The sequence below is a fragment of the Streptomyces sp. R-74717 genome, assembly GCF_047305335.1.
GTDB classification, from domain to species: domain Bacteria; phylum Actinomycetota; class Actinomycetes; order Streptomycetales; family Streptomycetaceae; genus Streptomyces; species Streptomyces atratus.
Genome location: NZ_CP102361.1, coordinates 5,333,088 through 5,347,333, shown reverse-complemented (window position 1 = coordinate 5,347,333; position 14,246 = coordinate 5,333,088). Strand labels below are relative to the sequence as shown.

Annotated in this window: 12 protein-coding genes; 3 read left to right on the top strand and 9 right to left on the bottom strand. The window is 68.5% G+C overall.

Annotation, left to right across the window (positions count from 1 at the left end):
* Positions 1 to 69 precede the first annotated feature (69 nt).
* The 3 genes from NRF20_RS24445 to clpB all read right to left on the bottom strand — a co-directional run bounded on the left by NRF20_RS24445 (position 70) and on the right by clpB (position 4,955).
* Complete coding sequence (locus NRF20_RS24445) at positions 70 to 630, bottom strand: YbjN domain-containing protein (protein ID WP_114245333.1); 561 nt, start codon at positions 628 to 630, stop codon at positions 70 to 72.
* A 71-nt stretch (positions 631 to 701) separates the two neighbouring features.
* Positions 702 to 1,955 (bottom strand): MFS transporter, encoded by a 1,254-nt coding sequence (locus NRF20_RS24440; protein WP_413754601.1) that lies wholly within the window; start codon positions 1,953 to 1,955, stop codon positions 702 to 704.
* Between the two features lie 399 nt (positions 1,956 to 2,354).
* On the bottom strand, positions 2,355 to 4,955 hold the full coding sequence (gene clpB / locus NRF20_RS24435; protein WP_398628194.1) for an ATP-dependent chaperone ClpB: 2,601 nt from the start codon (positions 4,953 to 4,955) through the stop codon (positions 2,355 to 2,357).
* A gap of 204 nt (positions 4,956 to 5,159) precedes the next feature.
* Here clpB and NRF20_RS24430 point away from each other — a divergent pair, with 204 nt between their 5' ends.
* Positions 5,160 to 5,564 (top strand): pyridoxamine 5'-phosphate oxidase family protein, encoded by a 405-nt coding sequence (locus NRF20_RS24430; protein ID WP_398628195.1) that lies wholly within the window; start codon positions 5,160 to 5,162, stop codon positions 5,562 to 5,564.
* 118 nt (positions 5,565 to 5,682) lie between these two features.
* On the opposite strand, the gene NRF20_RS24425 is transcribed toward NRF20_RS24430, so the two are convergent.
* Complete coding sequence (locus NRF20_RS24425) at positions 5,683 to 6,003, bottom strand: (2Fe-2S)-binding protein (RefSeq protein ID WP_398628196.1); 321 nt, start codon at positions 6,001 to 6,003, stop codon at positions 5,683 to 5,685.
* Positions 6,000 to 6,344, bottom strand: coding sequence for a 5'-nucleotidase (locus tag NRF20_RS24420; protein WP_398628197.1), 345 nt, complete (start codon positions 6,342 to 6,344; stop codon positions 6,000 to 6,002). Before NRF20_RS24420 ends, NRF20_RS24425 begins: the two co-directional genes overlap by 4 nt.
* Positions 6,345 to 6,608: 264 nt before the next feature.
* On the opposite strand from NRF20_RS24420, the gene NRF20_RS24415 reads away from it, so the two are divergent.
* Both NRF20_RS24415 and NRF20_RS24410 read left to right on the top strand, forming a co-directional pair.
* A complete protein-coding gene (locus tag NRF20_RS24415) occupies positions 6,609 to 7,460 on the top strand; it encodes a helix-turn-helix transcriptional regulator (RefSeq protein WP_398628198.1) in 852 nt (283 codons plus the stop codon).
* 470 nt (positions 7,461 to 7,930) lie between these two features.
* Entirely contained in the window at positions 7,931 to 9,391 is a 1,461-nt protein-coding gene (locus tag NRF20_RS24410) for a hypothetical protein (protein ID WP_413753273.1), read from the top strand.
* A gap of 376 nt (positions 9,392 to 9,767) precedes the next feature.
* Here the strand turns inward: NRF20_RS24410 and NRF20_RS24405 are convergent, their stop codons facing one another.
* The 4 genes from NRF20_RS24405 to dnaK all read right to left on the bottom strand — a co-directional run bounded on the left by NRF20_RS24405 (position 9,768) and on the right by dnaK (position 13,985).
* A complete protein-coding gene (locus NRF20_RS24405) occupies positions 9,768 to 10,214 on the bottom strand; it encodes a heat shock protein transcriptional repressor HspR (RefSeq protein ID WP_266360179.1) in 447 nt (148 codons plus the stop codon).
* 1 nt (position 10,215) lies between these two features.
* Complete coding sequence (dnaJ, locus tag NRF20_RS24400) at positions 10,216 to 11,400, bottom strand: molecular chaperone DnaJ (protein WP_114245338.1); 1,185 nt, start codon at positions 11,398 to 11,400, stop codon at positions 10,216 to 10,218.
* 93 nt (positions 11,401 to 11,493) lie between these two features.
* Entirely contained in the window at positions 11,494 to 12,135 is a 642-nt protein-coding gene (gene grpE, locus NRF20_RS24395) for a nucleotide exchange factor GrpE (RefSeq protein WP_266360175.1), read from the bottom strand.
* Positions 12,132 to 13,985 carry a molecular chaperone DnaK gene (dnaK, locus tag NRF20_RS24390; protein WP_398628201.1) on the bottom strand — a complete coding sequence of 618 codons (1,854 nt, stop codon included), beginning with the start codon at positions 13,983 to 13,985 and terminating at the stop codon, positions 12,132 to 12,134. The genes grpE and dnaK overlap by 4 nt, the downstream gene beginning before the upstream one ends.
* Positions 13,986 to 14,246: the final 261 nt, after the last annotated feature.

The following is a 14,246-nucleotide window of genomic DNA, read 5'->3' as shown; positions in this document are numbered from 1 at the left end:
AGAACCCGGCCCGGGGCGGCGGTCGTGGAGACCGCCGCCCCGGGCCGGGCCGTCGCTGCCGTGCGGGACTCAGGCGTCCGGAGAGGCCTGCTCCGTGCCGTCCGTCTTCTCCTCGGCCGGCGTCAGGCCGAGGCGCTCCTGCAGCCACTTGTCGAACTCGATCGAGGCGCGCACCCAGCTGACCGTCGACGAGACGAAGTGCTCCAGGCTGACGCCCGTACCGATGAGCATCTGCGCCTCACCGATCAGACGGACCGAGACCTCGGTCTCCTCGGAGCCCTCCTCGGGCTCATGGGTGTGCGTGTAGACCTTGGGCCACAGGGTGCGGCGGTTCCAGTCGTCGATCGCGTCGAGGAGGACCGGACGCTGGTCCGCGGCGTGCGGGCGGTCGTAGAACGTACGGACCGAGAAGACCTGCTGCTCGTCCTCGCCGCGGAACATGAAGTACGTGCGGAAGTCCTCCCACGGCGCCGCGAGGTCGCCCTCGTCGTCGACGACGTACTTCAGCTCCATCTGTTCCAGGAGCTGCTTGACGAGGTCCTGGTCAGGGACAACGGGGCCCTCGGGTCCTGCCGCCTGCGGTTCGGGCTGGCCCCCGAAATTAGGAATCGAGGAAGGATCGATAGACATCGCTGGGTACTCCTGTGGATCGCACGTGGTTTCCTTCCGTCGACCCTAGCCGCGTTTGACGGCCAGTAGTTCTACGCCCTCCGGGGAATCGTCCCCGCATCAGCTTCCCGCGCCCGCGACCAGGCAACGGCGACAGGGATCGCACACAACACTCCGAGGAGTCCGGACGCACCGATGGTGTCCGCCGACGACCCGGACAGCTCCGCTGCCAGGCCACCCGTGGCGACACCGATCCCCTGCATGGCGATCAGCCCCGACCTGGCGAGCCCCAGCGCCTGGCCACGCTGGTCGGCCGGGGTCAGGAGTACGAAGGTGGCTCCGGCGGTTATCTGATAGGCGGAGCACACCCCCGACGCCATCAACACGAGCACGGCCACACCTATGCCGGGACCGAGCCAGTAGATGAGCAGCGGCAGATTCGCGCCGACCGCCAACGGCCCGAGCAGGCGGCGCCGCCACTCGTCCCCGACCTGAGCCCGCCCCAGAAGAGCTGCACCGAGCACCATTCCCGCCGGATGCGCGGCGAGCAGGAGTCCCACCGAGGCGGCGCCCCCGCCGACCTCGTCCGCGAAGGGGGCGGCCAGCCCCTCCGGCAGGACGACGAACCCCGCGAGCCACCCCAGCGCGACCAGCGACCGCAGCCTGCGATCCGACCAGATCAGTGCGGCCGCACTCCCGACCTGAACGCCGAGCCGCTTCTTCCGCGCATCGGCACCTGCCGCGGGACGGGCCTTCACGCCGAACCTGACCAGGGTCGCCGAGAGAAGGAAAGTCACCGCGTTCACACCCAGGGCGAGGTGACTGCCCAGCCATACGACCAGCACACCCCCACCGGCGAAACCGGCCAGCTGTCCGGCCTGGTGAGTGATCAGCATGACTCGCTGGCCCCGCTCGTACCTCTGCTCGCCGAGCACGGTCGGCAGCAGTGCGCCCTGCGCAGCGCCGAAGGGTGCCTCGGCCAGCTGCGCCAGCACCAGCAGCCCGGCCAGCAGCGGCAACGGCGTCCCGGGCAGGGCCATCAGCGCGACCAGCACCGCCCGCACCAGGTCGCATCCGATCATGACCGTACGCCGGGGGAAACGGTCCGACAGGCCGGACAGGAGCACCCCGGACAGCAGAGCGGGCAAGGTGGTCAGCGCATACGTTGCCGCGGTCCATCCGGGCGAGTCGGTGCGTTCGAACACCAGCAACGACAGGGCCACGCGTGCCAACTGGTCGCCCAGGATCGACTGGGCATAAGCAGCCCAAAGAGTACGAAATTCGCCAAGGTGAAAGAGATTGTCAGATCTGGGCTTTTCAGGCCCCGGACTTATCTCATCGCCCATCTGCTCGTTCATGCGCGCACGCTACCGGCTGCCGAATTCGGTCTCTAATCCTCCTTGTGAGCAGGTCACGGAAGGCGGCCCGAGGTGTCCTGATTATTCGCGCGCCCCCGGGCGGACGCTGCGGGCGCCCAAACAGGTGCCCCTTGTCAGGGGCGGGCGGTGCAGCCTGGGGCGGAGCAGGGCAGCGGGTCCCACCCGTCGACGCGGAGCGAACCATTTGGCTCAATACCGACGTTGGACAACGGATCACCGATGCCGGCGATCAATTTCCCGTTCTCCGGAAATCACCGCAATTATTCTTCAATTGCACTGCGGCGCAGACGACGGGTCCCCAGCCGGGACGCGTGGTCTTCCGGCTGGGGACATGACATCGAACAGGTCGTACGCCGTCTACAGGGCCTACAAGGTCTTCCCCGAGGTCGCGGGGCCGACGAGCAGGCCGTCCCCGACCCGGTCCACCCGGACGGTGTCCCCGTCCTTGACCTCGCCCGCGAGGATCTCCTTCGCGAGCCGGTCGCCGATCGCCGTCTGGATGAGGCGGCGCAGCGGCCGTGCGCCATAGGCCGGGTCGTTGCCCTCCTCGGCCAGCCAGGCCAGGGCCTGAGGCGTGACGTCCAAGGTGAGCCTGCGCTCGGCCAGACGCCCCGCGAGCCGGTCGATCTGAAGCTTCGCGATGTGCGAGAGCTCGTCGCCGGACAGGGCGGAGAAGACCACCAGGTCGTCGAGCCGGTTGAGGAACTCCGGCTTGAACGAGGCCCGTACGACCTCCAGGACCTGTTCCTTCTTCGCCTCGGGCTCGGTCAGCGGGTCCATCAGGAACTGGCTGCCGAGGTTGGAGGTCAGGATCAGGATGGTGTTGCGGAAGTCCACCGTCCGACCCTGTCCGTCGGTGAGCCGGCCGTCGTCGAGGACCTGGAGCAGGATGTCGAAGACCTCGGGGTGGGCCTTCTCGACCTCGTCGAGCAGAACGACGCTGTACGGGCGGCGGCGGACCGCCTCCGTGAGCTGGCCGCCCTCCTCGTAGCCGACGTAGCCGGGCGGGGCGCCGACGAGACGCGCCACGCTGTGCTTCTCGCTGTACTCGCTCATGTCGATGCGGACCATGGCCCGCTCGTCGTCGAACAGGAAGTCGGCAAGCGCCTTCGCGAGCTCCGTCTTGCCGACACCGGTCGGGCCGAGGAAGAGGAACGAGCCGGTGGGCCGGTCGGGGTCGGCGATTCCGGCGCGGGTACGGCGTACCGCGTCCGACACCGCCCGTACGGCCTCGGTCTGCCCGATGAGGCGCTTGCCGAGCTCGTCCTCCATGCGGAGCAGCTTCTGGGTCTCGCCCTCCAGCAGGCGGCCGGCCGGGATGCCGGTCCACGAGCCGACGACGTCGGCGATGTCGTCCGGGCCGACCTCCTCCTTCACCATCGTGTCCTTGGCGGCCTCCTGCTCGGCCTCGGACGCCTCCGCCAGCTCCCGCTCCAGGCCGGGGATCTCCCCGTACAGCAGCTTGGAAGCGGTGTCGAAGTCGCCGTCGCGCTGGGCGCGTTCGGCCTGGCCGCGCAGTTCGTCGAGGCGTTCCTTCAGTTCACCAACGCGGTTGAGGCCCTGCTTCTCCTTCTCCCAGCGGGCATTGAGGCCACGCAGTTCCTCCTCCTTGTCGGCGAGGTCGCGGCGGAGCTTCTCCAGGCGCTGCCTGGAGCCGGGGTCGGTCTCGTTCTTGAGGGCCAGCTCCTCCATGTGGAGACGGTCGACAGCGCGCTGGAGTTCGTCGATCTCGACGGGCGAGGAGTCGATCTCCATGCGCAGCCGGGACGCCGACTCGTCGACCAGGTCGATGGCCTTGTCGGGGAGGAAACGGGAGGTGATGTAGCGGTCGGACAGGGTCGCGGCGGCCACCAGTGCGGAGTCCGCGATGGAGACCTTGTGGTGGGCCTCGTAACGGCCCTTGAGTCCGCGCAGGATCGCGATGGTGTCCTCGACGCTCGGCTCCGCCACCAGCACCTGCTGGAAGCGGCGTTCCAGGGCGGCGTCCTTCTCGATCCGCTCGCGGTACTCGTCGAGCGTCGTCGCGCCGACCATGCGGAGCTCGCCGCGGGCCAGCATCGGCTTGAGCATGTTGCCCGCGTCCATGGCGGAGTCGCCGCCGGCGCCCGCGCCGACGACGGTGTGCAGCTCGTCGATGAAGGTGATGATCTGCCCGTCGCTCTCCTTGATCTCGGAGAGGACGGTCTTCAGCCGTTCCTCGAACTCGCCGCGGTACTTGGCGCCCGCGACCATCGCGCCGAGGTCGAGCGATACGAGCCGCTTGTTCCGCAGGGACTCGGGGACGTCGCCCTTGACGATGCGCTGGGCGAGCCCCTCGACGACGGCGGTCTTGCCGACGCCGGGCTCGCCGATGAGTACGGGGTTGTTCTTCGTACGCCTCGACAGGACCTGGACGACACGCCGGATCTCCTGGTCACGTCCGATGACCGGGTCGAGCTTGCCTTCCCTGGCGGCGGCCGTGAAGTCCGTACCGAACTTCTCCAGGGCCTTGTACTGACCCTCCGGGTCGGGTGTGGTCACCCGGCGCCCTCCCCTGCTCTTCTCGAACGCGTCCAGCAGCCTCTTCGCACTGGCCCCCTGAGCGCTCAGGATCTCACCGGCGCGGCCGCCCTCGGCAGCGATCCCGATCAGCAGGTGCTCGGTGGAGAGGTAGTCGTCGCCGAGCTCCTTCGCGCGCTGCGCGGCGTCAGCGATGACGGCGAGCAGCTCGCGGTTGGGCTGCGGAGGGGCGACGGTCGACCCGGTGACGCTGGGCTCCGCGCCCAGGAGCCGCTCCGTCCCGGTGCGTACGGCGATCTGGTCGGCCTCGACGGCGACGAGCAGGTCGATGATGTTCTCGTTGTCCTCGCCCGCGAGCAGCGCGAGCAGCAGATGCCCTGGGGTCAGATCGGGGTGTCCGTCCTTCACGGCCCTGCTGGTGGCCGCGTTGATGGCATCCCGGCTCTTGTTGGTCAGCTCGGCGTCCACGTGCGCTTTCTCCTCCTTGCGGTGGCTGGTCTCTCCACAACGCTGACTAGATCAACGTGCACAAAGTTGAGTCTATTCCACTCAACCTAGCTGACTTGCCTCTTCCGAGTGCTCTCCCGAGCGCGATTCCGAGTCAACCGGCCGGAGAGAACCTCCGCCACCGCAGGGGCGGGCCGCGGATGCGCACTCCCTACCCTGTTCCCCATGGCAGTCGACGTGACGAATCCGAGCCCCGAGTACCTCGCGTTCTGGCGCGAGTACCACCTGTGCACCCTGACCACACCCCGCCCCGACGGCACGCCGCACGTGGTGCCGGTGGGCGTGACGTACGACCCCGGGGCCGGGCTCGCCCGCGTCATCACCAACAAGGGCAGCCAGAAGGTCACCAACATCCTGGCCGCGGGCCCGGACGGCGCCCGGGTCGCGGTCTGCCAGGTCGACCGGGGCCGCTGGGCAACACTGGAGGGCCGCGCCTCGGTGCGCACCGAGGCGGACGTGATCGCCGACGCGGTATGCCGCTACGCACAACGCTACGAACGCACGCCGGCGCCCAACCCGGACCGCGTCGTCATCGAGATCGCCCTGGACCGGGCGCTCGGCAGGGCGTGAGGGAAACCGCGGACTTCCCGGGACTTCGCGGGCAGCACAACGGCGCCATCGTGTTCAGGTCACGATGGCGCCGTTGTGTGGGGGAGTGACTGAGCGACATGTAACGACGGGGGATCGCTCAGGCACTGCGGGGGGTGGCGGAAATAGTCTCTGGCTCGAACAGCTGGTGGTCCCGCCGGTCGAGGTTGACGAAAATCATGTCGTACCGAATCGCGCAGCGAACGGGCTGCGGGGCTCCACGCGGCTTGCGGAGGCACCGGTAGGCACGTACTTCGTCGTCTTCTTCACGTGCGACAACGATGGGGTCGCCGAACAGAGTGACCATCAGCGAGTCGCCATGGCGGGGGATGGCAGTGACGAGATCGATGAAATGCCAGCCTGATCGGTAGGCCGTGGCCATTTCCCGCCGGAAGGTCCGGTCGTCCGGCGGGATGGTCATGCGCCCTGATAGGTCGGTTCGGACCAGGCGATGTCACCGGGCTCGACTGCCGCGTCGACGCTCCATGCGATGTCGCCCGGCACAGCGGTCCGGGTGAGCCATGCGATGTCACCGTCGGCCGACGCCGACGCCTGAGTGGACCACGCGATGTCACCCGGCGCCGACGCCTGAGTGGACCACGCGATGTCACCCGGCGCCGACGCCTGAGTGGACCAGGCAATGTCACCCGGCGAGGATGCGGCCTCGCTGCTCCAGGCGATGTCGCTGCCGCTCAGTACCCCGAGTCCCAGGGCCGCGACGAACGAGGCGGCAAGCGCCGAGCGAAGCATTCGCTTATACATAGTCGGCTTCGTCCTCACTTGTGGATTCTTCTCCCCCGCACCTAAGACGATGTCTCACCTGGGCACACGAACACCACTGAGTCGATGCATCATGTTCCTGCATGTTCAGGAACCTGGGGGGTGGAGAATATGGTCATAAGCGATACAAAGCCGACACATTCTCATGGGATCACCGAACTATGCGAAGCGGGAGTCCGTCTCTACGCCAGCGCTTTGCGCTCGGGACGTATCGCCCGAAGCGAGGTGGAACCGGCGCCCTGCCTCATGGACTTCGCCCTGCTGCACCCCGACCCCGACGACCCCGACTGGCTGCGGCCAGTCCCGCCGTCCGCCGCTCTGGCGAAGCGCCTGCACCCCATAGAACGCGAGATCCAGGAGCGCCGACGGCATTCGGTCCTGCTTGCCGAGTCCTTCGAGCCGTTCATGGACATCAGCGCGCAGGACCCGCCGACCACCCACGCGATCACCGTGCTGGAGGGCGTCAACCGGATCAACGCGGCACTCGATCTTGCCACGGCGGAGTGTCGCTCCGAAGTCCTCACCGTCCAGCCCGGCGGCGGCCGTAGCGAAGACCGCCTCAGCGAAGCCCTGGAAAGGGGCCTCTCCGTGGTGGACCGCGGTGTCCGCATTCGCACTCTCTATCAGCACACGGTGCGTCACAGCCCCGGCACCCTGGCCTACGCCGAGCGGATGGCCGACAGCAACGTGGAGATCCGGACGCTTGAGGAGCTCATAGAGCGACTCATCATCTTCGACCGCACGGTCGCGTTCATACCCGCTCAGGACGACCGCCAAGTCGCCCTGGAACTGCGCCACCCTGGGCTGGTCGAGTATCTCGTCAAGGTGTTCGAGCAGCTCTGGACCCGCGCGGCTCCACTCCTGGAAGAGGTCAAGTACGACCCGACCCCCAAGGGGATCAGCGGCGTCCAGCGCTCCATCGCCCAACTCCTCGTAGAAGGACATGTCGACGACTCGATCGCCCGGCGTCTCGGCATGAACGTCCGCACCTGCCGCGCGCATGTCGCCAAGCTGTCCGCCGTCCTCGGCAGCAACAGCCGGGCCCAACTCGGCTACCTGATAGCCCGGTCGGGGATCCTGGAGCAGGATCCTGACTGAAGGGGCCGCAACCGCGATACGGGGGAGAACGACTGCGGCCCCCGGCACCGGAGAGGTTCCTCACCCGGCACAACGAGCATCCCTCTCCGACTACGTTTTCACTACCGTCATCTTGCGTCCGCACCTGCCGCGCACATATCTCCCGACTCATGCGGACGCTCAACGCCTCCAGCCGGACTCGACTCGGCGCCCTCAACGTCCAGTCGGGCATAGCGGAACGCACCGCAACATGAACGGGACACCCGCGCACACGGCACGGCAACCGGGAGCCGGCGCGTCCCGCCCAGCCGGGGACGGTCGAGGAGACATCCCGTGACGCCCCGTTGAGATCACGCTGACGGCCGGTCCGTCCAGTGTCGCCCGGAGCTCCCGGCCGGACGCGGGCGCACCGGCACCGACGTACAACCAACCCCAGCCCCGGCTCGTCCAACTCCCGTACGCGTACCGCATCGCAGGGAGAGCCCGACACCATGCAGGCAGCTCAGAATCACCGGCCCCCATCCCCCACCCGCATACGACCGGGGCGTCGGCTCCACATCCCGGTCGCGCTGGTCGCCGGGGCGGTCCTCGCGCTCGGCTCCGTCGCACCCGCCAGTGCCGACGAGCCGGAGACGGATCAGCTCTGGATCGCGGCGCCGTACGACCTCGTACTGCCGACCGCGGACGCCGACGGCTCCGCGACCGCCAACACCGTCGAGGTGAAGCTCGGGCACGACAACACGCACAACTCCGTGACCGGGGGCCGTCTCACGGTCGACGCGTCCGAGCTCGCAGGTGTGGCCGAGGTCAGCTGGCCCTTGACCTGCGCGCCGGCCCCCGACACCCTCACCGCGACCTGCGACTTCGGGTCCCTGGACGGCGCCCCGTACGTCTCCGTCGCCGAGATCGGGCTGCGCGCCGCAGCCGGCGCGCCCGCCGACGCCACCGGCACCCTGCACTTCACCGCGGCGGCGGACAGTTCCTTCGGCCCCCTCACCGGGTATCCGACGGACACCCAGATCCGCCTCGGCGACGGCCCCGACCTGGGCGTGAGCCAGCTTCCGTACCGCACCGGCGTCAAGCCCGGCACCGACCTCGCCCAGCCGATCCGCCTGACCAACCACGGCAACCGCACCGCCGACCGCACCCTGCTGACCCTCTTCGCCTCGCACGGCCTGGCGTTCTCGCAGCGCTTCGGCAACTGCACATACCTGGACGCGGACTCCGTCACCAACCAGAGCGGCACCACGGCCGTCTGCGTCCTCGACGAGCCCGTCGTCCCGGGGCAGGTGTACGACCTGTCCGCGGCCGGCGCGGTCCGTGCGACGAGCGCGGCGTTGTACGAGCGGTTCGACTACTCGGTCGACCAGTTCACCGACGAGGCGTACGAACAGGCCCTCGCGGGGAGGCCGTTCGTCCAGGGCGCCGGCGCCGACCTCAGCGCCACACCCGTCCCCGCGGCCGCCACCCGGAGCGCGGTGTCCCCCGAGCCCGACCTGAACCTCGACGACAACTACCGCTCCACGCAGATCACAGCAACCAACAAGGCCGACCTGATCGCCCTCGCGAGCGACATCACCTCCGCCGCGCCCGGTGACACCGTCACCGCCCGGATCGGCGTGAAGAACCGCGGCCCGGCCTGGGTCGCCTCCCTCGGCGCGGGTGCCTCCGTCGCGACGCTCGACGTACGCATCCCGGAGGGCACCACCGTCACCGGCAAGCCGGATTCCTGCTACGAGTCCGGCACGAACAGCTACACCTGCCGGACTCCGATCCTCCTCTGGGAGAAGGCCCGCTCCACGTTCGCCTTCACCCTGCACGTCGACCGCCTCGTCGAGGGCGGGGCGAAGGGTTCGGTCGCCACACTCAACGACGACCCGGAGCTGCGGATCTCGGCCTTCGATCCGCTACTGGCCAACAACACGGCCGAGTTCACGGTCTCCGGCACCTGATACGACGTGGGGTGCGGGCGCCTGCCTCCCCGTCGCCTCTGGCCGCGCCCACATGGCCAGGTCGTAGGGATTCCGCCCACCTGGGACGGACCGCATACGGGATATGCGTCGCCGACCAGGACGAGAAAGCGGAGGACCAGCGCGCCCAAACACCGTTCGGGGCGCGCCGGTGAGACAGGACTCACTCCTGCTCACTGCCCAGGAACGGTTTCGATGCGTACGAACATGGCCATGGGTCGGGTTTCGGCCGGATCCGGGGGCATGCACAGGGCGGCGGGCGCACGGCGAAGGGCCGGGGGCCGACCCGTAGGTCGACTCCCCGGCCCTGAACGAAACGAATCGTGAGCGAATCGTCCGGCCCGACGGCCGGACCCGCTCAGTCCTTCGGCCGCTTCGGCCGCCAGACCACCAACGCGCTGGTCTGCTGCACATCCTGATACGGCACCAGATCGCGCCGGTACGAGGCATGCACCTGGGCCTCGCGCTGCTGCATCGCCGCCGCCGCGCCGTCCACGGCCGCCGCGAGTTCGGCGACGCGCTGCTGGAGGGCGGCGACCTGGTTCTCCAGTTCGATGATGCGCTTGATACCGGCGAGGTTGATGCCCTCGTCCTGCGACAGCTGCTGCACGGTACGCAGCAGCTCGATGTCGCGGGCCGAGTAGCGCCTGCCGCGCCCGGCCGTACGGTCGGGGGAGACCAGGCCGAGGCGGTCGTACTGGCGCAGTGTCTGCGGATGCAGGCCCGAGAGCTGGGCCGCGATCGAGATCACGTACACCGGTGATTCATCGGTCAGTTCGTACGGATTGCGTCGTCGGCCGTCCACCTCAAGCTCCCTTCGCAGCCTGGAACAGCTCTGCCCGCGGGTCGTGGCCCGCGGTCGCCTTCCGGTAAGCCTCCAGCGCGTCCCTGGCCTCGGTACTGAGGTCCTTGGGCACCGTCACCTCGACGGTGACCAGCAGGTCGCCCCGGGTGCCGTCCTTGCGTACGGCGCCCTTGCCGCGGGCGCGCATCGTACGTCCGTTGGGGGTGCCGGCCGGCAGTTTCAGGGTGACCGGCGGACCGCCGAGCGTAGGCACCTTCACCTCGCCGCCGAGCGCCGCCTCCGTGAAGTCGACGGGCACGGTGACCGTGAGGTTGTCGTCCCTGCGGCCGAAGACCGGGTGGGCGTCGACATGGACCACGACGTAGAGATCGCCGGCCGGTCCACCGCGCTCGCCCGGGCCGCCCTTGCCGCGCAGCCGGATCCGCTGGTTGTCCGAGACACCCGCCGGAATCCTGACCTGCATGGTCCGGGAGGACTTCGCCCGTCCGCTGCCCTTGCAGACATCGCAGGGGTCCTGGGCGATGAGGCCCCGGCCCTTGCAGTCCACACAGGGGTCGGTGAGCGAGAAGCCGCCGCCGGTGCCGCGCGACACCTGGCCGGTGCCGAGACAGGTCGGGCAGACCCTGGGGGTGCCGTTCTTGTCACCGGTGCCGGAACACGCCTTGCAGGGCGCCTGGCTGGACATCCGCAACGGGACCGTGGCCCCTTCGACCGCCTCGATGAAGCTGAGCGTCACCTCGGACTCGATGTCCTGGCCGCGGCGCGGCTGCACCCGCGTCCCCGTACCGCCCCGGTTGAACAGGCCGCCGAAGACATCACCCAGGCCGCCGCCGCCGAAACCGCCGGCTCCGCCGCCCGCGCCCCCGCCCTGGGTGCCTCCGAAGAGGTCGCCCAGGTCGAAGTTGAAGTTGCCCCCGGCCCCTCCGGGTCCGGCCCTGAAGCCGCCGTTGCCGAAGAGGGCGCGCGCCTCGTCGTACTCCTTGCGCTTCTTGCTGTCGCCGAGGATGTCGTTCGCCTCGGAGATCTCCTTGAAGCGCTCCTCCGCCTTGTCGTCGCCCTTGTTGGCGTCCGGGTGGAACTCGCGGGCGAGCTTCCGGTACGCCTTCTTGATCTCGGCGTCGGTGGCGTCCTTGGGGACGCCGAGGACCTTGTAGTAGTCCTTCTCGACGAAGTCCTTCGTGCTCATCGACGTCCCTCCTTCCGGACGATCGGCCATGCGGCCGGCCCGCTGGCCGGTCGCATGGCCGGGCGGTGCGCCACGAGGTGGTCAGACGGGATGTCAGACCTCCTCGGTGCCACCGCTCTCCTCGTCGGTTGCCTTCTCTTCCTTGGCTGCCGCACCCGGCTGGGGTTCGGCCACCGCCACCCGCGCGGGGCGGATGGTGCGCTCGCCGATCCGATACCCCGGCTGCAGGATCGCCACGCAGGTCGTCTCGGTGACGTCCGGCGCGTACGAGTGCATCAGGGCTTCGTGGATCGTCGGGTCGAAGGGCTCACCCTCCTTGCCGAACTGCTGCAGGCCCAGCTTGGCGACGACCGTCTCCAGCGATTCGGCCACCGACTTGAACCCGCCCACGAGCTCGCCGTGCTCACGGGCCCGGCCGACGTCGTCGAGCACGGGCAGGAGCTCGGACAGGAGACCCGCGACTGCGATCTCCTTGACCGTGGCCCGGTCCCGCTCGACGCGGCGACGGTAGTTCTGGTATTCGGCCTGGAGCCGCTGGAGGTCGCCCGTGCGCTCGTTGAGCGCGGTGCGGACCTGGTCCAGCTGGGCCGTCAGACCGACTGTCTGTACTGCGTCCCCGGCCGGGGACGCCTCCTCCTCGGAAGAGGAAGGGACGTCCTTCGACTCAGCTCCGTCAGGGGTGGCGCCGGAGGGGACGTCGGGCTTCTCCTCGAAACCCGGAGTCTCCTCGGTCACACCGCACCGCCCTTCGCGTCCTTCTCGTCGTCCACGATCTCGGCGTCGACGACGTCGTCGTCGGCCTTGGCCTGCTGGGCGCCCGGCTGCGGGTCACCCTGCGGGCCGCCCTCGGCCTGGGCGTTGGCGTACATCGCCTGGCCCAGCTTCTGGGAGACGGCCGCGACCTTCTCGGTGGCGGTACGGATCTCGGCGGTGTCCTCGCCCTTGAGCTTCTCCTTCAGCTCGGTGAGCGCGGTCTCCACCTCCGTCTTCACGTCACCGGGGACCTTGTCCTCGTTGTCCTTGAGGAACTTCTCCGTCTGGTAGACGAGCTGCTCGCCCTGGTTGCGGGACTCGGCGGCCTCGCGACGGCGGTGGTCCTCCTCCGCGTACTGCTCGGCCTCCTCACGCATCCGGTTGACCTCGTCCTTCGGCAGCGAGGAGCCGCCGGTGACGGTCATCTTCTGCTCCTTGCCGGTGCCGAGGTCCTTGGCGGCGACGTGCATGATGCCGTTCGCGTCGATGTCGAACGCGACCTCGATCTGCGGGACGCCGCGCGGGGCCGGCGGCAGGCCGGTCAGCTCGAACATGCCGAGCTTCTTGTTGTACGCCGCGATCTCGCGCTCGCCCTGGTAGACCTGGATCTGCACGGACGGCTGGTTGTCCTCGGCCGTCGTGAAGATCTCGGAGCGCTTGGTCGGGATCGTGGTGTTGCGCTCGATGAGCTTCGTCATGATGCCGCCCTTGGTCTCGATACCGAGAGACAGCGGGGTGACGTCGAGCAGCAGGACGTCCTTGACCTCGCCCTTGAGGACACCGGCCTGGAGCGAGGCGCCGATGGCGACGACCTCGTCCGGGTTCACACCCTTGTTGGCCTCCTGGCCACCGGTCAGCTCCTTGACGAGCTCGGCGACGGCCGGCATACGGGTGGAGCCACCGACGAGAACGACGTGGTCGATCTCGGAGAGCTGAATGCCCGCGTCCTTGATGACGTTGTGGAACGGCGTCTTGCAGCGATCCAGGAGGTCGGCCGTGAGCTGCTGGAACTGCGAGCGCGTGAGCTTCTCGTCCAGGTGCAGCGGGCCCTCGGCGGACGCCGTGATGTAGGGCAGGTTGATCGTGGTCTCGGTCGAGGACGAGAGCTCGATCTTCGCCTTCTCCGCGGCCTCGCGCAGACGCTGGAGAGCCATCTTGTCCTTGGACAGGTCCACGCCGTGACCGTTGGCGAACTGCTTCACCAGGTAGTCGACGACGCGCTGGTCCCAGTCGTCACCACCGAGGTGGTTGTCACCGTTGGTGGCCTTCACCTCGACGACGCCGTCACCGATCTCCAGCAGCGATACGTCGAAGGTGCCGCCACCGAGGTCGAAGACGAGGATCGTCTGGTCGTCCTTGTCGAGCCCGTACGCCAGCGCGGCGGCCGTCGGCTCGTTGACGATACGCAGGACGTTCAGGCCCGCGATCTCGCCGGCCTCCTTCGTCGCCTGACGCTCGGAGTCGTTGAAGTACGCGGGGACGGTGATGACCGCGTCGGTCACCTTCTCACCCAGGTACGACTCGGCGTCCCGCTTCAACTTCTGCAGGATGAAGGCGCTCATCTGCTGCGGGTTGAAGCTCTTGCCGTCCAGGTCGATCTTCCAGTCAGTGCCCATGTGGCGCTTGACGGAGCGGATGGTCCTGTCGACATTGGTCACCGCCTGACGCTTGGCGACCTCGCCGACCAGCACCTCGCCGTTCTTCGCGAAGGCGACGACGGACGGCGTGGTCCTGGCGCCCTCTGCGTTGGTGATGACGGTGGGCTCGCCGCCTTCGAGAACGCTGACGACGGAGTTAGTCGTGCCCAGGTCGATGCCGACCGCACGTGCCATTTCAATTCCTCCAGCTTGACTACTTGAGTGGAACTGACTCAAGGATGCACGAGAGGCGTCCCAGTGTCAACAGAGTTGAGTCGGACAGACTCAACTATCGTGCACACACCTCGCGCGCACCAGGAATTCAAGGGCGACACCCACCCGCCCGGCGGGTCACGCGGGCCGCCCCCATCATCGCGCCATGGGATCGTTCTGTCACAAAAGGCCGTGAGTAACGCAAAACCGGCACTCGATCCGCCCGACCCCCAGGCAGGTGCG